The organism is Rhizobium mongolense USDA 1844, from assembly GCF_000419765.1.
GTDB classification, from domain to species: domain Bacteria; phylum Pseudomonadota; class Alphaproteobacteria; order Rhizobiales; family Rhizobiaceae; genus Rhizobium; species Rhizobium mongolense.
Map to the genome: position 1 here is coordinate 1 of NZ_ATTQ01000029.1, position 19,811 is coordinate 19,811.

Genomic DNA, 19,811 nt, shown 5'->3' on the forward strand with positions numbered 1-19,811 from the left:
TGCACCCGTTCCCTTTCCGAACACGGCCGTGAAACGCCCCAGCGCCTATGGTACTTCGTCTCAAGACGCGGGAGAGTCGGTCGCCGCCAGGTCTGCAAAACGCAACAAAAACAATCTTCTCAACACAAAACATCGGCCTTAAGCCGATAAAAACACGCCGCAAACATAAGCGGTCCCGCTCAAAAACAATAACGCGGGGTGGAGCAGCCCGGTAGCTCGTCAGGCTCATAACCTGAAGGCCGCAGGTTCAAATCCTGCCCCCGCAACCAAACATTACAACATTCAAAGGGCTCCGAGGAAACTCGGAGCCCTTTTTGCGTTCGGAATTCCCGCAAGCAATGCTAGCATAAATCCCCGCTCAGCGATGCATGCACCCCAACTGGCGATGGCAGGTCACCGGGTTTATCCGTGACTGAGCGATCCAGGAATTAGATCAGGGTGTGAATTTCCATGTCTGCTACTGTGTCTGATCATAGAACCTTTCATATAATTGAGGCCGCCGCAGGCCTATTGGAAGGCCCTCCGCGGCAAATGTGGCGACATAGGTCGAGCGACTTCAAGGCACAGGCTGTGGCCGAAACGGTGCAACCTGGAGCGAGCGTCTCAGTAGTAGCACGCGGACTTGGTGTTGATCCGTCACAGTTGTTCACGTGGCCGTCGGGCCGAACGACGGACTATTCTGGAGCTCGGCCTTCAGCAAGCCCGGTACGATGCTACGCTAGCCAAACGCCGTTACGCTGCCTGCGATCCGGATAATCGCCTGCTTGCTGCCCAATTGGAGAAGAACTGGGAGGCAGCTCTTCAACGAGTGGAAGAGTGTCGCTCTATAGTGTCGCGCGCGTATCACTGAGGCCACAGTGCCTGACAAGGCGAATCCACCACCGGATTTTAGCGGATTGGCCGACGATCTTATGGGGCTTTGGACTGCCTCTGGTGTGACCACACGCACGCGTCAGCGCTCCCGTAGAGGAGCGGGTGATGAATATTGACAATATATGCTACGCTCCCCACAATAGAAGAAGAACGAAAGGATATGCCGATGGCATCGGGAAGCATTCATGTGAAGGTGGGCGGGCAATTGCAGGCCCATATTCAGCAGCAGATTGGCGAGGATGGCCTCTATGAAAATGCCAGCGAGTATATTCGCGCCTTGATCCGGCAGGATTTGCAGAACCGCGATGAGGCATGGGAGGCCTTGCAAAAGGAACTAGGCCCCGCTATGCGCGCGGACGATAGCCAATTCGTCACCGTTAAGGCCGAGGATGTAATCCGCCGAAACCAGCGCCGCTAGTATGGTCGCGTATCGTTTTTTCCCCCGAGCGGATGCCGCTCAGGATAAGATTTGGCGGGATACCGTTGAGAACTGGGGCGAGAAGCAGGCGGTGACTTATATCACCGGCTTACATACTCACTTACAGCGGTTGTGTGACAATAGGGCGATATGGCGAAAGCTCCCGCAGAAGCTTGCGGTTCCCGCTGACATCAACCGCGAAGCCTATTTTAGCCGCTACGAGCGCCATCTTGTATTCTTCCGGGAGCTGAACAATGGCGACCTTGGTGTGATGAGCATTCTGCATGAGCGAATGGACCTGCCGGTACGCCTCATGGAGGACTTGGCTGCACTGGATGAAAAAGCGGCCAGCGCAGAGAAACAGAATTTCGGCTCATAAGGCCGCAGGTTCAAATCCAGGGTGCCATACCCCGCAACCAATTGCGATACAGAAAATCGCTGTTCTCGGCGTCAATAATTGTTCGATTGACGATTTGGGCCGACACCGACGACGACAATCTCTGTGGCGTCGACGGGGATGACGTCTTCGTATTCGGGTAGCCCAGGCTGCTCGCGATTTGGAGGTTCATGAGAATGTCCTGCGCAAATGGATCAAGGAAAACGGTGCTACACACGCATTTCCCGGCCGTGGCAGATGAAGCGGGATCTGCTTGAGAATGAGTGGCTGCGCCGCGAAGCGATCACTTTCGTTCCACTCGCCTGCGGTTCTCGTCATGAGACGAACTAGCCACCAGTTTCATTGCGGCAGCGAGTAGGACGATAGCGCCGGGCAGTACTAGAGTGTTCCACTCCAGCTCTCCCTCGGTTTCTGCGATGAGCGTCGCAAAATGAACCACCAAATACAGAATGATGACCTGGAAGAAGAGAATCTTCAGTTCATTAATCGTGGACAGTAGCATCCACCTCGGCACTTTTTGACGCTCATCGTCCGACACATCGAAAACGAATCCGAATGTAATCGCATATGCGAAGATGATCAGAATGATGCCGAAAATGAACTTATCGGTAGAACGCAACACGGCCGCGATAACGGACGAACTTGGATCCATGCGAACGGCCGCGAACGCATTGCCGAGCGTCAGAGTGCCGTCCCAGAACGTGAGCGCAGCACCGCTTAAAAGACCTAAAGGCGCGATGATGATCACATAGCGCAGCGATAGAAACAGCGAGAGCATAAACTGTACTCCGTCGGCGGAAATGACGGTGGTCAACCCACCTTGCTATGTCGGGGGCAACGGCTCCACCCGGCCATACCAGCACCCCGTGTCAGAGCAATCGATTACTCCTGGACCTGAGACCAAAGGAAAGGAGCTCTGGCCAATCGTTCAGGCTATTCAGATATTTGCGTGTACGGCTGGCGAAGCATAGCCCGGACCGCTTCGCCTCGCCATTGCTGTGGGATCATTCCAGGTCGAAATGGACTTGAAGCATAGTCTTGGGATTCCATGCCGATTACGGGGACTCTGGGGCAAGGCTAAAGTGGCAATTCGATGAACACGACAAGTCCGCCGGGAGCGCATGACGATGGCTTCAGATTCAAATCCGCATTTTTCCGTTTGGACATTGATGGCGATGGTCGTGGGCTCAATGGTCGGGGCTGGAATTTTTTCTTTGCCACAGGCCTTCGGACGCGTGACCGGACCGTTCGGCGCACTGATCGCATGGTCGATCGCCGGTACCGGCATGCTGATGCTGGCCTTCGTATTTCAGACACTGTCTCGACGAAAGCCGGAGTTGGACGCCGGGATTTACGCTTATGCAAAAGCCGGGTTCGGCAACTATCTCGGGTTTCTGTCTGCGCTTGGATATTGGTCCGCTGCCTGTCTCGGCAATGTTTCGTATTTCGTACTGATCAAGTCGACACTTGGCTTGTTTTTTCCCGTCTTCGGCGACGGTAATACAATCATAGCGATTGTCTGCTCATCGACCCTTCTGTGGCTCTTTCACACGCTCATTCTGCGCGGTGTCAGGGGCGCAGCCGCGGTCAACACCATCGTGACTTTCGCCAAGATCATTCCGATTATCCTTTTCATTGCCCTTGTTGCTTGGGGATTCCATGCCGATATTTTCGCTGCCAATTTCTGGGGCGGCGAGGATATCAGTGTCAGCAACGTCGCCAGCCAGGTCCGCGCCACCATGCTCGTGACCGTCTTCGTCTTTGTCGGAATCGAAGGCGCCAGTGTGTATTCCCGTTATGCGCGAAACCGCAACGATGTTGGAGTGGCGACGCTTGTGGGTTTCCTCGGCGTATTATGCCTGCTTGCTCTTGTCACGATCCTTTCCTATGGCGCCATGTTACGCACCGATCTTGCAGGGCTGCGCAACCCGTCCATGGCCGGCGTCCTGGAAAGCGTCGTTGGACCCTGGGGAGCAATATTCGTCAGCGTGGGATTGCTGATTTCCGTTTTGGGCGCCTACCTGTCGTGGGTGCTTCTTGCTGCAGAAATTCTCTTTTCGGCGTCCAGGTATGAAACCATGCCGCGTTTTTTGTCACACGAGAACAGGAATGACGTGCCGTCGAATGCCTTGTGGCTTACCAATATCATCGTTCAGACGTTTTTGATCCTGACGCTGTTTACGCAATATGCGTTCAGGCTGGCGCTCGAGCTGACGAGCTCGATGATCCTCATTCCCTATCTCCTCGTTGCTGCATACGGGCTGAAACTGGCCTGGTCAGGCGAAACATACGACAGGGATCCATCCGGCCACCGTAAGGACCTGATCTGCGCCGGGATCGCCCTGATATACACCGTCGGCCTCATCTATGCGGCCGGAGCAAAACACCTGCTGCTGTCGGCGGTGATCTATGGCCCCGGTTCAATTCTTTTTATTGTTGCGCGCCGTGAAGGGGGCAAAACCGTCTTCACCCCTAGCGAGTGGGTCATGTTCGCAACTGCAAGTCTTGGCGCGGCGATAGCGATCTATTCCATCACGACAAGTCTCATCTCCATCTAGCCGAGCGCCGCAACGGGCCGCTTCGAAAGAAACGCTTTGGCGATCGAATCGCCATTGTTGGCTCAGCCAGTCGCGGCGTTTCATTTCGGTCCAAAAGGTCGTGGTTTCGTAAGTCGCTGCGAAAATCGGGACGCGAAGAATGCTTATGGGATTCTGTGCTGATCCATTGGAGGACCGAACAACACTATAATTCAAATCAGCATTCGCTGCCGTCAGCGCACGCGGACATTTGATAGAGTTTTGTAGAGGACACCATGGGTTCAGACTCTACTCAGAAATTCTCGTTGTTTGCGCTAACGGCCATGGTCGTCGGATCGATGGTCGGCGCGGGCATTTTCAATCTGCCCGGTCGGTTCGGTGCCGCCACAGGCCCGTTCGGAGCTATGATCGCCTGGGCGATCGCGGGAACCGGCATGTACATGCTGGCGCGCGTGTTTCAAGCGCTTGCAGAGAAAAGACCAGATATCGACTCGGGCGTTTTCGCCTATGCCAAGGCTGGCTTCGGTAACTATATGGGTTTCCTGTCGGCCTTCGGGTACTGGCTCGGCAGCTGCCTCGGCAACGTCTTCTACTGGGTGCTGATCGGCTCGACGCTCGGGCGCTTCTTCCCTGAAATTTTCGGCGATGGAAGCAGCGTCACTGCGATCATCGTGTCGCTGATCGGCATCTGGGCATTTCATTTCATGATCCTTCGCGGTGTCGAGCAAGCGGCATTCATCAACACTATCGTCACCGTCGCCAAGATCGTACCGATCATCGTGTTCATCCTGGCGTTGATCTTTGCCTTCAACTATGCGCAATTCTCCGAAAACTTCTTCGGTGGCCCGGGCATGCCGGAAAAATCGTTGATCGCACAGGTGCGCGACACCATGCTGATCACCGTGTTTGTTTTCCTCGGGATCGAGGGAGCGAGCGTCTATTCGCGCTTTGCCAAGGAGCGCTCAGACGTCGGTACAGCGACGATTCTAGGCTTCGTCGGCGTCACCGGCTTGATGGTCGCGGTCACATTGCTGCCCTATGCGGTGCTGCCTCAGTCGGCGATCGCAGCCGTCCAGCAACCTTCGCTCGCCACCGTTCTCGAGGCGGTCGTCGGTCATTGGGGCGCCGTCTTCATCTCCATCGGCGTTCTGGTCTCGGTGTTGGGCGCCTATCTTGCCTGGTCACTGATTTGCGCTGAAGTGCTCTTTGCCGCAGCCAAGTCCGATGACATGCCGAAGCTCTTCGCCGCGCAGAACGGTAATCGGGTGCCTGCCAATGCCCTGTGGCTGACCAATATCGTCGTGTCGCTGTTCGTGATCTCCACTTACTGGTCTCGGGACGCGTTCAACTTCATGCTCGACATGACAAGCGTCACCGCGCTGCTGCCCTATCTGCTTGTCGCTGGTTACGGTGTCCTGCTCGCCCGCAGTGGAGTGGGCTATGAAACCACGCCCGACGAACGCGGCCGTGACCAAGTCTTCGCCTCGATAGCGGTCGTCTACACGATCATCATGTTCATTGCCGCCGGGCTCAAATACGTGCTGCTCGTCGCAGTCCTGTTCGTGCCTGGTACCATTCTCTATTTCTGGGCGCGGCGCGAGCAGAATTTGCAGCTGTTTAACCCCACCGAGCTCATCGTGTTCGCAACCACAGTGGTCGCCGGCCTGATCGGGGCCTACGGCCTGCTGACTGGCATCATTACACCTTGAACAGAAAGGCGGAAACGTCATGACAAAAGATAGCCCGTTCGGTGTTCATTCCGAAGTCGGCCAGTTACGCAAGGTCATGGTCTGCGCCCCGGGGCGCGCGCACCAGCGCCTCACGCCGAGCAATTGCGACGATCTGCTTTTCGACGACGTTCTCTGGGTCGACAATGCCAAGCGCGACCATTTCGATTTCATGACCAAGATGCGCGATCGCGGCATTGAGGTGGTCGAGATGCACAATCTCCTGGCTGAGACGGTGGCGATCCCCGAGGCCAAGAAATGGATCCTCGACAACCAGGTCGTTCCGAACCAGGTGGGTCTCGGCCTCGTCGACGAGGTTCGCTCCTATCTGGAGGGCTTGTCGAACCGTGAACTCGCCGAGACGCTGATCGGCGGGCTGTCGACCTTCGAGTTTCCCGAAACCGTCGGCGGCGAGCAGCTGGCTCTGATTCGCGATGCGGCCGGCGTCAACGAATATCTGCTGCCGCCGCTGCCGAACACGCTCTACACCCGCGACACGACATGCTGGATCTACGGCGGCGTGACGCTGAACTCGCTCTACTGGCCAGCGCGGCACGAGGAGACCATCCTCACCACGTCGATCTACAAGTTCCATCCGGACTTTGCCGGCAAGGTCAACGTCTGGTGGGGCGATCCGACCCAGGATTGGGGCCTCGCCACGATCGAGGGCGGCGACGTTATGCCGATCGGCAAGGGCAACGCCCTCATCGGCATGAGCGAGCGCACCTCGCGTCAGGCCATCAGCCAGGTCGCAGCAGCGCTGTTCGAGAAAGGTGCTGCCGAGCGCGTCATCGTCGCGGCCATGCCCAAGCTGCGCGCTGCCATGCATCTGGACACCGTCTTCACCTTCGCCGACCGCGACTGCGTACTGCTCTATCCCGATATCGTCAATGGCATCGAAGCCTTCTCCTATCGACCGGACGGAAACGGCGGCGTGGAACTGCACAAGGACAAGGGCTCTTTCGTCGATACGGTTCGTGACGCGCTGGGTCTCAATAAAATGCGCGTTGTCGAGACCGGCGGCAACGACTACATGCGCGAGCGGACCCAGTGGGACAGCGGCGCCAACCTCGTCTGCGCCTCTCCCGGAGTCGTCTATGCCTATGACCGCAATACCTACACAAACACACTTTTGCGCAAGCAGGGCATCGAGGTGATTACTATCATAGGTGCCGAGCTTGGCCGAGGTCGTGGTGGCGGCCATTGCATGACGTGCCCGATCATCCGCGATGCGGTGGATTATTAATCCTGGCATCCTTTGATCGATCGCTACGGCGAATGCTGCGCACGCTTATGGGAGCACGCGTAATGTGCGGAGGGGTTTGCAGGCGAAAATTATGGCATTGGCGAGATTTTTCTCAATTTATCGGTTTGGTTGTCGGCATTGTCTTCTTCGCTGCATCCTTAACTCCGAGCCTGATGCCACGGACTTACGTTGTACAAGGCGTTGTTTCGGTAGTGTGCTGGTTCCCCCTGGTCACAATGACGCAACTTTTACTGGACATGGCAACAGCCACCACATCTCCGATTGGGTACGGCCATGTTTACGCGCCGGAACACTATATCGATGCGTGGATTGCCGTCACTGATCCGCAGGGCCTTTCTCCGAATGATGTCACGCGCCTCAAGATATTTTTCGAGAACAAGTTTCGAAGTGGCGCTGGGCCGGCCGCGCACGGATAAGATTTCAATCAATCGCGGCGCTGCTGTAGCGTCGTATGCATTGCTGACGGCGCGCTCAAAAAGAGACGCAACGCATCATTCTAGGATTCTGTGCCAATTTCCTCGTTGCGTTGGCGCGATATGTTTCGATGTGGCCTGGTGATCAAGGTCTAAGGGTTCGGTTCACAACTTGGAGGGTGTCATGTCTAGTCTCATCGCCATCGTCTATCCAACGGAAGCAAAGGCTGAAGAAGTGCGCCGACGCCTCATCGAACTGCAGAAGGAGTATTTGATCAAGCTTGGTGACGCTGTCATCGCAACCAAGACGGACACTGGCAAAGTCAGGCTTAACCAGCTCGTCAGTATGACAACGTCTGGAGCTGTATCGGGCAGCTTTTGGGGGCTTCTGGTAGGTGTCCTATTTCTGAACCCGCTCATCGGCGCGGCGGTGGGGGCGGCATCGGGCGCGATCGCGGGCGCACTAACCGATGTCGGGATAGATGACGCCTTTATGAAAGACCTCGCGGGCAGCCTTCAGCCGGGAAATGCGGCATTGTTCGTGCTGGTGCAGGAAATGACGGCCGATAAGCTGCTGAAGGAAATATCCGGTTTCGGCGGTGTGGTGCTTAAAACCTCCTTGGATGAGACCAAGGAGCAGATTTTACGTGACGCCCTGCAGAAAGATGCGGCAGCGTAATTGTCGGTGATCATCGGCCACGTTGATTCCGCAGCAGATGCTGTCACCTGGAGTCGCCAAACAATCCAGACGACGGCTCAGCCGGCGCAGTGATCATACTGTTTTTCCATTTGGAGAGCCGATAGGGATTCAAACATGAGAAGGCAAAGCGAAAGGCAATTCGGACCTCTCGCGGCCGGCATTCTGGTTCTTGCTCTTCTTTATTTCGCTCAGGCGATCTTTGTTCCGCTTGCATTCTCGCTGTTCCTCATTGCATTGGTCTGTCCTATCCAATCTGCACTGCAGCGGCGGTTGCCGCAGCTCATAGCACTGCTTCTCACCCTTATTCTCACGATGGCAGTCATCGCTGCTATCAGTTCATCGGTCACTTGGGGCCTCGGCAAACTCGGCCAATGGCTCTTCGCCAATGCGGGCCGATTCCAGCTCATCTACGCGAGTTGGGCCGACTGGCTGGAAGGACATGGCATAGCGATCGCCGGCGTGCTCGCCGACCGTTTCGATGTGAGGTGGCTGGTTGGCTTCACGCAAGGAATGGCTGGGCGACTCAATAGTTTCGCGGGCTTCGCATTGCTCGTTCTTCTCTTCACCATGCTTGGCCTCCTTGAGGTCGACGATTTCAACGGAATGCTGAGCAGCCCTGCCGCGCAGCCCCACGGAACGCGGATTCTCCTTGCAAACCGCGAGATTGGCATGAAATTGCGCCGCTTCATGATCGTGCGCACATTAGCCAGTATGTTGACGGGTATCGTCGTCTGGATGTTCGCGCTCGTCGCAGGGCTGGAACTCGCGGCCGCTTGGGGCGCGATCGCCTTTACCCTCAATTATATCCCGTTCTTGGGTCCGTTTGTCGCAACGGTACTGCCGACCTTGTTCGCCATTGCCCAATTCGAGTCGTGGCCGATGGCGGTCGGGGTCTTCGTAGGGCTCAACCTGATCCAATTTGTTATTGGGAGTTATCTCGAGCCGTTGCTGATCGGCACCTCGCTTTCGATTTCGCCGTTTGCAGTAATTTTCGCAGTGTTTTTTTGGAGTTTCATGTGGGGTGTTCCTGGGGCCTTCATCGGTGTGCCAATTCTAATTGCCTTCATTGTCTATTGCTCACGCGAGCAATCCACTAGATGGATCGCGACGCTTGCTTCGCGAGGGTCCGTAGACATGACCGGCCAGTGAATGTGAGCCGGTCAGCGTGACGACCGTCGCTGTTCCGCCCTCTCTCCTTCCCGAGCATCGTCGAGCGGGCGGGTAAACCGGCCGGAAAACCATTCTGCAAATCGTTCCACAACGACGAACAATCCTGGGATGAACAATATTCCCACGGTCGTTGCCGCCAACATGCCTCCGAGGATGGTGATGCCAAGGGCCTGGCGGGCGTTGGCACCGGCGCCCGTTGCGACCACCAGCGGGATCATCCCCAAGATAAACGAAACGGCAGTCATCATGACCGCCCTAAAACGCTGAGCCGCTGCGGAAACCGCTGAATCAACGATCGAGAGCCCGCGCTCTCGCTCAACTCGCGCAAATTCGACGATCAGGATGGCATTTTTCGAAGCGAGGCCAATCAGTAGAACGATACCAATCTGGGCATATAGCGAGTTTTCCAGTCCTGATACCGCGAGAGCCATGATTGCTCCTAAAGCGGCAAAGGAGAGCGAGAGGATAATGGAGACCGGCAGAGTCCAGCTTTCGTATTGGGCAACAAGAAACAAGAACGCAAAGATGAGCGCCAGCGCCAAAATCATAGGAGTCTGCGCCGCAGATTGCCGTTCCTGCAGGGACAGCCCTGACCATTCGTAGCCGTAGCCTTCAGGCAGCACTTCCGAGGCCGCGCTCTCGAAAGCCGCCATCGCCCGAGCCGAACTGGTTCCGACAGCCGGAATTCCGTTCACCGGAGCGGAGGGAAAAAGATTATACCGCGACAGCGAAAACGGTCCGAGGTCTGGTTCCAGGGTTACCAGAGTGCGCAGGGGTACCATCGCGCCATCGCGGCTTCTGACATGCAGATTGAGAACATCATCCGGGATTATTCTGAACTGGCTGTCCGCCTGTAGGTTGACCTTGAATGATCTGCCGTCATGCGTGAAATCGTTGACATACCTTCCGCCGAACTGCGCCCCGAGCGTTGAATAAATTTGATCGACGCTGACGCCCAGGCTTTCGGCACGCACGCGATTGACATTCACGAAAACCCGGGGGACATCCGCCGAGAAAGAACTGGATGCAATCGCAATCTCCGGCGTCTGGCCGGCTGCGGCTATCAGCGCCCGTGCCACCTGACTGATGTCTTCCGGCGACTGGCCCAAGCGTGCTTGTAGCCTGAAGTCCAATCCCCCGACCTGGCCGATGCCGGGGATGGGCGGAGGAGCGAATACAGCAACATTGGCCTGTGGAAGGGTCGAGAAACGCGCATTGAGCGATGCCAGTAAGGCTGTTGTTGACAGGTTTGGCGCGTCTCTCTTTTCCCAAGGATCCAACATGACAATGGCGAAGCCGCCATTCGGCACAGAGCCGCTCTGCAGAAGGCTGAAACCGGATATCGTCACGACCTTCGCCACGCCCTCCGTTTCTCGCAGCGCGGCTTCAACCTGTTGTATCGTTTTTTCCGTGGTCGAAAGTGCAGAAGCATTGGGCAGCTGAATATCAACAAAAAGGAATCCCTGATCCTCATCTGGCAAGAACGACGACGGCACTTTCAGGAAAAGCAGCACCGCTATGGCGATCGTGGCGGCGAGCGCGCAAAGAACAATAACGATACGCCGAGCCGAACCGCTGACAACACGGGTATACCCATTGCGCGTCCTTTCGAGCATGGACTCGAATCGTGCCAGTGGCCCGCTGAGATCCGTCGGCTTGCGGAGAAGGGTCGCGCAAAGCGCCGGGCTCAGTGTCAAACCCATCAATGAGGAAAAGACGAGTGATGCGGAGATTGTGACCGCAAACTGCCGGTAAAGCTGGCCGTTAATGCCTTGCAGAAATGCCGTCGGGACAAACACGCCCAACAATACCATCGTCGTCGAGATGATCGGGCCGGTAACCTGCAGCATGGCCTTTTCGCTGGCAGTTTTCGCGTCCAATCCCTGTTCCTTCATGAGCCGCTGTACATTTTCCACGACGAGAATGGCGTCATCAACAACGAGTCCCGTCGCCAGTATGAGGGCAAGCAGCGTGATGAGATTGATTGAAAACCCCGCGACATAGAGAACGGCGAATGTGGCGATCAACGATGCCGGAACGGCGAGCGCAGGAATAACGGTGGCGCGCCATTCGCCAAGAAACAAGAAGGTGACCGCCACGACAATTATGAAGGTGATTGCGAGCGTCATGATGATTTCGCGAATGGACGCGCGCACGAACTGGGTCGAGTCATAAACCGGCTCATAGGTCAGACCGTGCGGAAACTGTCGCGAGAGACTTTCAAGTTCCTTGGTCACTGCATCTGCTGTACCCAGCGCATTGGCGCGCGGCGCCTGATTTACGACCAGCATTGCACCAGGAGCCCCGTTCACTCTCACGCTGGACGCGTAGCTTTGCGCCCCGAGTTCGACCCGGCCGATATCGCGAACGCGAACGAGAGCGCCCGCCTGGCCTGTTTTCACGACAATGTCGCCGAAGGCTTCGGCCTCCTCAAGTCGCCCTTGGGCGACCAGCGTGTATTGAATCTTCGCATTGTCCTGCGAAGGTGGACCGCCGACCTGACCGATCGACGCCTGAATATTCTGGGCTTGAATTGCCGATGCGACATCATCCGGTGTTATCTCGAGCGCTGCCATGCGCACGGGATCCATCCAGATGCGCATGCTATATTGGGACGACCCCATGACCGACGCTTCGCCAACACCAGTCACGCGCGACAGGGCATCTGTCACATTCACGGAAAGGTAGTTGGCTATGTCGAGTTCACTGAGTGTCTGATCCGGGGAATAGAACCCGAAAGCCACCAGGAAATCAGGAGAGCGTGCCCGCACGGTGATCCCCTGCTGGGAGACCGCGGCCGGTAACTGTGCGGTCGCGAGTTGAGCACGATTTTGAACGTTGATCTGAGCGAGGTTGGGATCGGTGCCGACGGCGAAGGTCACCGTTAGCGTATAGGAACCGGCATCGGAGCTGTTTGATGACATATATATCATGTCGTCGACGCCATTGATCGCCGTTTCCAGCGGGTCCCCGACCACCTTTGCGATAACCTCGGCATTTGCGCCGGGATAGAAAGCCGAAACCGTGATGCTTGGCGGCGTTATGTTGGGATACTGGGCAATGGGAAGCCCGAATATTGATAGGCCGCCGGCAAAGCACAAGATAACGGCGACGACGATTGCGAACCGTGGACGGGAGATGAAGAAACCCGAAATCATGGCTTGGGCCGGCCGTCTTGCTCGACGGGCTGGACAGCGATCCCATCGGAGAGCCGTTGCGTCCCTTGCACAACGATCTTTTCTCCCGATTTCACACCTTGTCGGACGGCCCACAGATCACCGATCTTCGCCCCGGTGTCGATACGGCGTTGCCGAACAATATTGTTCTCGCTCATCACGTATAAGAAGCGCCCGTCGCGGTCCTGCAGGACGGCGGTTTGGGGTACGGATGGCCCCATGGCCTGCTGGGCGCTACCGACAATGAGCTTGACGAACTGGCCAGGCATCAGCAGTCCTTCGGGATTTGGGAATATCGTCCCGACGGTTGCTGTTCCTGTTCTTGAATCGACTTCTGGCGATAGGAACTCCAGAACACCGTCCCGCTTGTAAACGCTGCCGTTTGGTAACCTTAGGCTCAACTTTATGGCGTCGGCTGTCGATTTCATCTCCGCCGCATCTCTTTGACGAAAGGTTGTGATGTCTCCTTCGGTGACAGAAAAGACAACGCGCACCGGATCGACCTGCACCAGTCGGACAATCGCTCCGACATCCGGACCAACGAAATTGCCCTTGGTAAAAAGCGGCTGACCGATGCGGCCGGAGATGGGCGCTGCTATGCGCGTGTAAGAAAGGTCGAGCTCAGCTTTGGCGAGACCTGCCTGAGCTGCGTCAAGGTCGGCTATCGCGATCGCAAGGGCTGTCTGGGCCTCTTCATAGGCGGCCTGCGCCACGGTGCTGCGTCGGACAAGTTCCGCATTCCTGTTTCGATTGTCCGTGGCCTGTTGACGGGTTGCTTCAGCGCGTGCGACCTGCGCCTTGGCAGTGGCGACGGCAGCTTGATAACCCGCGGGCTCAATGACAAACAAAATATCGCCCTCTCTTACGGCTGCGCCCGGACTGAATGCGATTTCCTCGATGAAGCCCGAAACGCGAGCACGAACATCTACCGCCTCCAGGGCTTCTACGCGGCCGATATTCTCACTCGGAGATTCAATCGGTCCGTCGGCAACCGATTGCACCACGACAGTGGGGGCCGGCCGGCCCACAGGAGGGGCGTCCTGCGCTGAAATGGGGCCTGGCAATGCTGAAAAAAAGACGAGCCCAAGAGAGACGGCAAGGATAGTCCAGGAGATATTTTTCATCTGGATCTCCAAGGCGATCGCATTATCGCGCGGAGAAAAAATATATATTGCAAGCCACTATGCGAACAAGAAATTCCCTACTTCTCCATGTAGAAATGGACCTATTGCCAAGGTTTGGGACGTAGAGCGAATAGAAATCGGCTTCGCCTTTTGCGCACGCCCAAGAGATGCGTAGGCAATTTGCTGCTGGCGTGCAGGGATGGTCCAAGCTATTTCGCGCACCACCCAGAAGTGGCATGCGAGCGCTTGTATGTTTTTAACCACGTCGGCGCTTGCAGTTGTACCGGCGATCTCTATGCAGCGTTGGATGCAACTACCGGCTAAACAATCCGGATTAATTGTGTTATGTATTCTTACTACGCAGGGATGAGCATCTGATCGTCGGGGTGGAGCGATGTCGGAGCAGTATCTTCGGAAAAGCGTGATTTGCTTGATTGTGGTAGACGCAGCCGCAGTAAGCGACCTGTTGCGTGCTCTCCTAGTTACTAGGAGTGCGACGCTATGAGAGCCGAAGGCGCGATTGGACGAGATATATTGCCTAACGGCGCAATCTCAGGTGCAAAGCCTCCGGCGCCGGAGCAAACACTAGTTGAGCCCGAACAAGGAGTAAGTGGTCCTAAGCACCTGCCCACTTATGAGCTCGCAACACATGATCTTCCCCCAGGGTACCAGTTTGAAGCTTGGCGCAACAACTTTGCACCCATGCTCGAGTTCGACGAACCCGAAGACGTGACAGTCGGCTTTGGCGGCAAGCAAGTGACCTGGGACCTCGGTTGCCTTGCCTTCTCCCGCATCGAGACCGAAGCATTGGGATTCGTCAGCCTGCCCGGACATACACGACGGGATCCATTGGATCACTGGACACTGACGACGTTACTTTATGGGAGCGTCAATACCATCGCACCAGCCCGGACGTTCGAAGGCAGTGCCGGTGTGGTTCAGGTCCATACCCTTGGCCGCCCCTTCGAAGGGAACGTCACCAATAGCGAAATGCTGATGTTGTTCGTTCCACGTGATTTTTGCACCGAAGTAACGGGCGCACTAAATGCCGCGGAATTCTCCAATCTCAGCACCGGGATGGGTCGGCTGTTCTCTGACTACATGATTGGCCTTGCCAAGCGGCTGCCGGTGATCGATGAAGCTGAACTTCCAGCACTGGTGGCTGCCACGCGGGCAATGATACTCGCCTGTGCGTGGCCTTCCGCAGACCATATTGACGAAGCGCGAGAGCCGATTGCGTCGGTCCTGATCGAAAGAGCGCGTCGAATTATCCAGGCCAGATTGTTCGATCCGAAGCTAGCAACCGAGACCCTGCGTCGGGAACTTGGTGTCTCACGCTCGCGGCTCTATCGCCTGTTCGAGCCATTTGGCGGCGTCATGCATTATATTCAGCATCGGCGCCTGCTCGATGCACATTCGGCACTGAGTGACCCGAACGATCAACGCCGCATCATCGAGATCGCTGAGCAACACTGTTTCAACGACGGGACGGAATTCAGCCGCGCTTTCCGGCGCGAGTTCGGTTGTAGCCCAACCGACGTCAGGAGCGGGCAAAAGGCCGATCAGCCGTATAAGCCTGCGACCGATCTAAAAGCGTACGCGCCCGAAGAGCGGTTCGGCGTGCTGTTGCGACGGCTTCACGGCTGAGGCAGGCCGATGATCGCTTTAAACAAGGCAACGTTCGAGAGACGTACATGCCGTGCATGTGTGTCAAACAAGCTTTAAGCACCCGATGCATGTGTTTCGGCACGCAAAATATTCAAGGCTATTTGACATGCTGAAGGCTTCAGGCGAGGTTTTCCTCGCCGCTGTCAATCAATGCTCGATCGCCGTGCTTGCGATCGTTCTCGTCCGCACCGCGGCAAGCCTCCTTGGAGTGCTCGGTTTCCGGCAAGGCGACGTCGTTGATCCTCCAGAAGAAACTTAGCAGATGAAGCCGGGACTGAACACCTAGAATTAGTCAGTCAGGGATCGGTTGCGGCGCCAAGCCGAAATAGTTGCCCTCTTCAATCGGGTATATGGTTGAGATCGACCTTCTCCTTTGTGGCGAAGAAGATTTTGTTCGGCACCTTAAGTGGGTTGCCGGGGCGCGCGGAAAAGCCATCGATGCAGATGACATCGTGCGAACCTTCCTTGACGAGGCGCTTCTTCAGATCCGGATTGCGCTCCAGATCGCGGGCGGAGACCTCGCGATCCAGGCATTCTTGAACAGACCAAGGGCCTTGTCGGGATCACGGAAGGCGTCGCGGAAGCGATAGACCGTGTGGATGAGATATTGCCCATCCAGCCCGCCGCCGTTGCCCTTGGTGCGCCATTTGCGGTCCTCGGACATCTCGGTGTTGAGCGTGGCGAAGAACAGGTTTTGCAGCACTGCCTTGTAATACGTGCTGCTGTCGCGTTGACTGGCGGGTTCATCGTTCAGGAGCGCCTTAAGTTCGGTCGGATCAAACAAGGCTTCGGGCACGAGGCCTTTTTCCTTGATAAACCAGACGAAGATCAGCCGGGTGAGCAGCCGGATGACGGCGATCTGGTTCTGCGCCTCGAAGGCTTCCTTCTTCGCCTTGTCGGTTGCCTCGTTCTCGCGCGCCCGAACCGCGGCCGGAAACTCGACGATTTTCGTCGACCAGAAAAACCAGTTGGCCAGTTCGCGATAGAAACGGGTGTTCAGCGTCTGCGCCGACATCGAACCCGACCAAACGCCCAGCCGGGCCGGGCGCGCCGCCCAAGCACGATTGGGACGCCTTCGCCGGCGCGATCGCCCGGCGCGTCCACGATCACGGCATGCAGGCGAGCTAGGGCGAACTACTGCGCGATATGATGGATTGGTTCGCCGGTCGGGAGGATTTCCCGCCGCCTGACGAGCGGACAGTGCGGCGGAAAGTGTCGGCGATATGGAAGGAACTAAGGTGCGAGTGAGCTCAAAAAACCACTAGCCGTTTAGTCGGGCTTTACTTACGTGCAGCGTAACAACGACGCCGCTTTGGGGCCAGTCAAATGCGATGGTGCCCCCTAACTGACCTGCCATGCTTTTCGCGATCAGCTGGCTTCCGAACCCTGCGGGCCCCGTGGGAGCTACGACAGCGGGGCCACCTTCCTCCTTCCACACAATCACCACGTCCCTGTCGTCGGCTTGGCACGAAACGTCAAGTGTGCCGGATGACTTTGACAGCGCACCATATTTAATCGAGTTCGTCGCCAACTCATGAACAACCAGCGCCAGCGTTGTCGCCGAGGCTTCTCCGACCAGCAGTTCCGGCACGGAAACTTTGACACGCGCGTTGAGCGGTCCATCACCTGTGTAGGGAGCAAGAAGCGCTGCGAGGAGATCGCCCAGCAGAGCTGCCTTCTTGGGTTCGCTGAGGACAGGACGGACAAGGTCGTGCGCGCGGCTCAAGGCAGTCAATCGCAGCGTCAGATCCCCCGCCATCTCGCTCGTCGTTTTCGACGTGCGTGCTGAGATTCCGGTAAGCGCCGACGCTATTGCAAACAAGTTCTTGACTCGATGCCCCATCTCACCCGCGATCATCTCGCGTGCTTCCTCAGCCATTTTGCGTTCTGTCACGTTCAGGAAGACGCCAAACATCACGCGACCTACGATGCCTTGATCATCCCCTCTCCCCCGGGCGGAAATCCACCGAACATCCGAGCCGTGCAAAATTCTGAAATCGACTTCGTAACCACCCAGAATGTCCCGAGTAGCGGAGAACGCGGCCCTCACTCGGTCGAGGTCCTCCGGGTGGATACGGGCCGAAAGGTCTCTGAAAGTGACGATGCCGCTGGGCACACCCCATAACTCGTGCGCGCGCTCGTCCATTGAAATCTGGTCAGTATCAACGTTCCACGACCAGAGGGCCACGCCTGCGGCGTCGGTCGCTATACGAAGGCGATGGGCATCCCATACCGCGGTATCATGATGCTGCGTAGATGGTGTCGTCGTCCCCGGAACCAACAGTTCTGTTAACGCTTTGCCCAAAGTCGAACCCTCGAATGGCTTCTGCAAGGTTGTGTAGGTTAGATAGTCCTTGTGAACCCGTTGCTTGTTATAGCCAGTTGAGAAAACGAATGGCACTCCGCGAGCCGCGAGCGCGTCGGCTATGGGATAGCTTTTCTCGCCATCGAGGTTGATGTCGAGCACGGCAGCATCGACAAAACCGTTTTCGATCAAGCTCAGCGCCTGGTCGACCCGTGCGGCGGGTCCAACTACACTGTAGCCCAAACCGGTCAGCATATCTTCGAGCGCCCATGCAACCATGACCTCGTCCTCGACAACGAGGATGCGCCGAGCGGATTCCAGGGCGCTCATGACGGCACCGGAGTATCGCCTTGCGCAGGCATTTTGATTTCACAAATCAAGCCCGAATGATCGAAGGAGAGATGAACGCTTCCGTTCAGTTCCTGCGCCAACCCGCGCTCGATCAAGCGCGATCCAAATCCCTTGTACTGAGGCGCCGCTACCGGTGGACCGCCCGACTCCCGCCAGCACAGACGGAGCTGACCTCCGTGCAACGGTTCGACGCTCCACTCAACCTCGACGAGCCCTGCATCCCGTTCCGATAGTGCGCCATATTGGACCGCGTTGGTCGCCAATTCATGGAAAACCATTGCGAAAGTTAAGGCAGCTTTGGGCCGCAATCGAACATTTTCGCCCCTTAAGGCGAACCGGGAGTTGTACCCTTTGTTGAAGCGGAAGGGGTTTAAAATTCGGTCGAGGACATCGCGAAGACCCACTCGATCCCAGTTCTCGTCACCGAGCAGGCTATTGACTTCGGAGAGGGCCAACACCCGCTTCTCGAGTTTGGCGATGACGTCATCATCGGCCATCCCCCGCAAGGTTTGACCTATGATCGCCAGTACGGTTGCGAGCGTGTTTTGCGTCCGATGGTTTAGTTCGTCGAGAAGAAAGCGAAGATGCTCCTGTTCTTGCCGGTGCTTCGTCAGGTCAACGAACGATACGAAATTTTGGTTGATCTCCCCGCGCTCGTCCCGAACCGGGCTTACAAAGACGGATGTCGGAATAATGCTTCCATCGTGGCGTTTGAGCCCTAGTTCCGCATCGCCGTCCGATGCGCCCTCAAATGAAGAACCCAACTGCTCCAGAGCGCGAGTATCGGAGTTCGGAGCAAGGAGAGACCTGATGGTCTCTCCCAAAACATTACTTCGAGTGAAGCCGGTCAGGGAGAGAAAGCTGTCGTTTGCGAATATGATTGGCTGGTCATCTTTCTTTGCGTCGGTAAATACCATTGCCATTCGAGTTGTTTCAGCGGCAACGACAAACGGTCCAAGCTCCTGCTTGAATCCCTCAACCTCGGCCTCGGCGGCTTTCTGGCTGCCAGATCTGTCGGGCTCATTTTGCACGATGGCCCGCGCTTCCAGTATTCAAACGTTGGGACATTTCAGCCTCTGGCCCCGACTCGGACTTTTCGAGCAGTCGCAAAGCTGCACGGATTACCTCGCTGGCGCCGCGGTAACGGCCATGTGCCAACATTGACATGACAAAGCGTCCAATTCCGGATCAGGGAAACATTTCTAGTCTGCCGCACGGTCATAGAAAGTCCCATGTCGCGGGCGGCTGTGTGTCAAACGTTGCCACACGCTGTTTGTTCCGAGGTAGTTTCGGTCACCCTCAGCGCGCAGGGGGATGCCCTATAGGGACGTGCTTTCAGGGACGGCCGACGGCTTTGTAATTTTCGGCCCGTACGCCGCCGCTTCGGCCTGAACCAGCCTCGGCTTCGCCCGCAGCATATCCCCGACCTGTTCGAGCCCGGCGCGCAGCGGATCATCGAGCAAGTGGGCATAACGCTGCGTGGTTTGCACCTGTGTGTGACCGAGGAGCTTGCCGATCATCGGCAGCGTCATGCCGCCCGAGACGAGCAACGACGCGAACGTGTGGCGAAGATCGTGGATGCGGACTGCGGGCAGTTCGGCCTTCGCCCGGACATCTTTCCAGAACCGCTTGATGTCCTGAAGCGGTTTGCCCTCAGCGTGGCGCGGAAACACCCATTCGCAATC

The 19,811-nt window shown here is 56.8% G+C and carries 18 protein-coding genes, 1 tRNA gene, 1 rRNA gene and 2 pseudogenes; 14 read left to right on the top strand and 8 right to left on the bottom strand.

Going from position 1 to position 19,811, the window contains the following annotated elements:
• The 6 genes and pseudogenes from rrf to A3C3_RS47450 form a co-directional block, all read left to right on the top strand.
• A 5S ribosomal RNA gene (gene rrf, locus A3C3_RS42795) occupies nt 1–92 on the top strand; the annotation flags it as partial.
• 100 nt (nt 93–192) lie between these two features.
• Nucleotides 193–269: transfer RNA gene (locus A3C3_RS0132365), tRNA-Met, on the top strand.
• Between the two features lie 262 nt (nt 270–531).
• Entirely contained in the window at nt 532–756 is a 225-nt protein-coding gene (locus A3C3_RS48265; protein ID WP_325058583.1) for a transposase, read from the top strand.
• A 283-nt stretch (nt 757–1,039) separates the two neighbouring features.
• A complete protein-coding gene (locus tag A3C3_RS0132370) occupies nt 1,040–1,291 on the top strand; it encodes a ribbon-helix-helix domain-containing protein (protein ID WP_028740190.1) in 252 nt (83 codons plus the stop codon).
• A 1-nt stretch (nt 1,292) separates the two neighbouring features.
• Complete coding sequence (locus tag A3C3_RS0132375) at nt 1,293–1,670, top strand: type II toxin-antitoxin system RelE/ParE family toxin (protein WP_022718700.1); 378 nt, start codon at nt 1,293–1,295, stop codon at nt 1,668–1,670.
• 151 nt (nt 1,671–1,821) lie between these two features.
• Nucleotides 1,822–1,967 (top strand): annotated as a pseudogene (locus A3C3_RS47450) (transposase); the annotation flags it as partial.
• Nucleotides 1,968–1,971: 4 nt separating this feature from the next.
• Here the strand turns inward: A3C3_RS47450 and A3C3_RS0132380 are convergent.
• Nucleotides 1,972–2,466 carry a YqhA family protein gene (locus tag A3C3_RS0132380; RefSeq protein ID WP_022718701.1) on the bottom strand — a complete coding sequence of 165 codons (495 nt, stop codon included), beginning with the start codon at nt 2,464–2,466 and terminating at the stop codon, nt 1,972–1,974.
• 349 nt (nt 2,467–2,815) lie between these two features.
• Between A3C3_RS0132380 and A3C3_RS0132385 the strand changes: the two genes are divergently transcribed.
• The 6 genes and pseudogenes from A3C3_RS0132385 (at nt 2,816) to A3C3_RS0132410 (ending at nt 9,481) form a co-directional block, all read left to right on the top strand.
• Nucleotides 2,816–4,246 carry a basic amino acid/polyamine antiporter gene (locus A3C3_RS0132385; protein ID WP_028740191.1) on the top strand — a complete coding sequence of 477 codons (1,431 nt, stop codon included), beginning with the start codon at nt 2,816–2,818 and terminating at the stop codon, nt 4,244–4,246.
• 254 nt (nt 4,247–4,500) lie between these two features.
• Nucleotides 4,501–5,934, top strand: coding sequence for a basic amino acid/polyamine antiporter (locus tag A3C3_RS0132390; protein WP_022718703.1), 1,434 nt, complete (start codon nt 4,501–4,503; stop codon nt 5,932–5,934).
• A gap of 19 nt (nt 5,935–5,953) precedes the next feature.
• Entirely contained in the window at nt 5,954–7,198 is a 1,245-nt protein-coding gene (locus tag A3C3_RS0132395; protein WP_022718704.1) for an arginine deiminase, read from the top strand.
• Nucleotides 7,199–7,416: 218 nt separating this feature from the next.
• Nucleotides 7,417–7,635, top strand: a pseudogene (locus A3C3_RS48715) (alpha/beta-hydrolase family protein); the annotation flags it as partial.
• Nucleotides 7,636–7,816: 181 nt separating this feature from the next.
• Nucleotides 7,817–8,311 carry a DUF1269 domain-containing protein gene (locus tag A3C3_RS0132405; RefSeq protein WP_022718706.1) on the top strand — a complete coding sequence of 165 codons (495 nt, stop codon included), beginning with the start codon at nt 7,817–7,819 and terminating at the stop codon, nt 8,309–8,311.
• A gap of 135 nt (nt 8,312–8,446) precedes the next feature.
• The gene (locus A3C3_RS0132410; RefSeq protein WP_022718707.1) at nt 8,447–9,481 is read left to right on the top strand and encodes an AI-2E family transporter; all 1,035 of its coding nucleotides are present in this window, start codon (nt 8,447–8,449) and stop codon (nt 9,479–9,481) included.
• Nucleotides 9,482–9,492: 11 nt separating this feature from the next.
• Here A3C3_RS0132410 and A3C3_RS0132415 read toward each other — a convergent pair whose 3' ends face one another.
• The gene (locus A3C3_RS0132415) at nt 9,493–12,660 is read right to left on the bottom strand and encodes an efflux RND transporter permease subunit (RefSeq protein ID WP_022718708.1); all 3,168 of its coding nucleotides are present in this window, start codon (nt 12,658–12,660) and stop codon (nt 9,493–9,495) included.
• Nucleotides 12,657–13,802 carry an efflux RND transporter periplasmic adaptor subunit gene (locus A3C3_RS0132420; RefSeq protein ID WP_022718709.1) on the bottom strand — a complete coding sequence of 382 codons (1,146 nt, stop codon included), beginning with the start codon at nt 13,800–13,802 and terminating at the stop codon, nt 12,657–12,659. Before A3C3_RS0132420 ends, A3C3_RS0132415 begins: the two co-directional genes overlap by 4 nt.
• 501 nt (nt 13,803–14,303) lie before the next feature.
• Between A3C3_RS0132420 and A3C3_RS0132425 the strand changes: the two genes are divergently transcribed.
• Entirely contained in the window at nt 14,304–15,449 is a 1,146-nt protein-coding gene (locus A3C3_RS0132425; protein WP_022718710.1) for a helix-turn-helix domain-containing protein, read from the top strand.
• Between the two features lie 127 nt (nt 15,450–15,576).
• Nucleotides 15,577–15,729: a hypothetical protein gene (locus tag A3C3_RS45630; protein WP_022718711.1), complete on the top strand. Its 153-nt coding sequence runs from the start codon at nt 15,577–15,579 to the stop codon at nt 15,727–15,729.
• A gap of 222 nt (nt 15,730–15,951) precedes the next feature.
• Here A3C3_RS45630 and A3C3_RS0132435 read toward each other — a convergent pair whose 3' ends face one another.
• The 5 genes from A3C3_RS0132435 to A3C3_RS46300 form a co-directional block, all read right to left on the bottom strand.
• Nucleotides 15,952–16,485 (bottom strand): hypothetical protein, encoded by a 534-nt coding sequence (locus A3C3_RS0132435; protein WP_022718712.1) that lies wholly within the window; start codon nt 16,483–16,485, stop codon nt 15,952–15,954.
• A 246-nt stretch (nt 16,486–16,731) separates the two neighbouring features.
• Nucleotides 16,732–18,105 carry a sensor histidine kinase gene (locus tag A3C3_RS39860; RefSeq protein WP_022718713.1) on the bottom strand — a complete coding sequence of 458 codons (1,374 nt, stop codon included), beginning with the start codon at nt 18,103–18,105 and terminating at the stop codon, nt 16,732–16,734.
• The gene (locus A3C3_RS0132445; protein WP_022718714.1) at nt 18,102–19,157 is read right to left on the bottom strand and encodes an HWE histidine kinase domain-containing protein; all 1,056 of its coding nucleotides are present in this window, start codon (nt 19,155–19,157) and stop codon (nt 18,102–18,104) included. The genes A3C3_RS39860 and A3C3_RS0132445 overlap by 4 nt, the downstream gene beginning before the upstream one ends.
• Nucleotides 19,147–19,293 (bottom strand): type II toxin-antitoxin system ParD family antitoxin, encoded by a 147-nt coding sequence (locus A3C3_RS48720; protein ID WP_084797091.1) that lies wholly within the window; start codon nt 19,291–19,293, stop codon nt 19,147–19,149. Before A3C3_RS48720 ends, A3C3_RS0132445 begins: the two co-directional genes overlap by 11 nt.
• Nucleotides 19,294–19,445: 152 nt before the next feature.
• The gene (locus tag A3C3_RS46300) at nt 19,446–19,799 is read right to left on the bottom strand and encodes a tyrosine-type recombinase/integrase (protein WP_022718715.1); all 354 of its coding nucleotides are present in this window, start codon (nt 19,797–19,799) and stop codon (nt 19,446–19,448) included.
• Between the last annotated feature and the right edge of the window lie 12 nt (nt 19,800–19,811).

Coding starts and splice junctions, on each gene's coding strand:
- A3C3_RS48265 (WP_325058583.1), top strand. CDS start 532: ATGTGGCGACATAGGTCGAGCGACTTCAAGGCACAGGCTGTGGCCGAA.
- A3C3_RS0132370 (WP_028740190.1), top strand. CDS start 1,040: ATGGCATCGGGAAGCATTCATGTGAAGGTGGGCGGGCAATTGCAGGCC.
- A3C3_RS0132375 (WP_022718700.1), top strand. CDS start 1,293: ATGGTCGCGTATCGTTTTTTCCCCCGAGCGGATGCCGCTCAGGATAAG.
- A3C3_RS0132380 (WP_022718701.1), bottom strand. CDS start 2,466: ATGCTCTCGCTGTTTCTATCGCTGCGCTATGTGATCATCATCGCGCCT.
- A3C3_RS0132385 (WP_028740191.1), top strand. CDS start 2,816: ATGGCTTCAGATTCAAATCCGCATTTTTCCGTTTGGACATTGATGGCG.
- A3C3_RS0132390 (WP_022718703.1), top strand. CDS start 4,501: ATGGGTTCAGACTCTACTCAGAAATTCTCGTTGTTTGCGCTAACGGCC.
- A3C3_RS0132395 (WP_022718704.1), top strand. CDS start 5,954: ATGACAAAAGATAGCCCGTTCGGTGTTCATTCCGAAGTCGGCCAGTTA.
- A3C3_RS0132405 (WP_022718706.1), top strand. CDS start 7,817: ATGTCTAGTCTCATCGCCATCGTCTATCCAACGGAAGCAAAGGCTGAA.
- A3C3_RS0132410 (WP_022718707.1), top strand. CDS start 8,447: ATGAGAAGGCAAAGCGAAAGGCAATTCGGACCTCTCGCGGCCGGCATT.
- A3C3_RS0132415 (WP_022718708.1), bottom strand. CDS start 12,660: ATGATTTCGGGTTTCTTCATCTCCCGTCCACGGTTCGCAATCGTCGTC.
- A3C3_RS0132420 (WP_022718709.1), bottom strand. CDS start 13,802: ATGAAAAATATCTCCTGGACTATCCTTGCCGTCTCTCTTGGGCTCGTC.
- A3C3_RS0132425 (WP_022718710.1), top strand. CDS start 14,304: ATGAGAGCCGAAGGCGCGATTGGACGAGATATATTGCCTAACGGCGCA.
- A3C3_RS45630 (WP_022718711.1), top strand. CDS start 15,577: ATGCTGAAGGCTTCAGGCGAGGTTTTCCTCGCCGCTGTCAATCAATGC.
- A3C3_RS0132435 (WP_022718712.1), bottom strand. CDS start 16,485: ATGTCGGCGCAGACGCTGAACACCCGTTTCTATCGCGAACTGGCCAAC.
- A3C3_RS39860 (WP_022718713.1), bottom strand. CDS start 18,105: ATGAGCGCCCTGGAATCCGCTCGGCGCATCCTCGTTGTCGAGGACGAG.
- A3C3_RS48720 (WP_084797091.1), bottom strand. CDS start 19,293: ATGTCAATGTTGGCACATGGCCGTTACCGCGGCGCCAGCGAGGTAATC.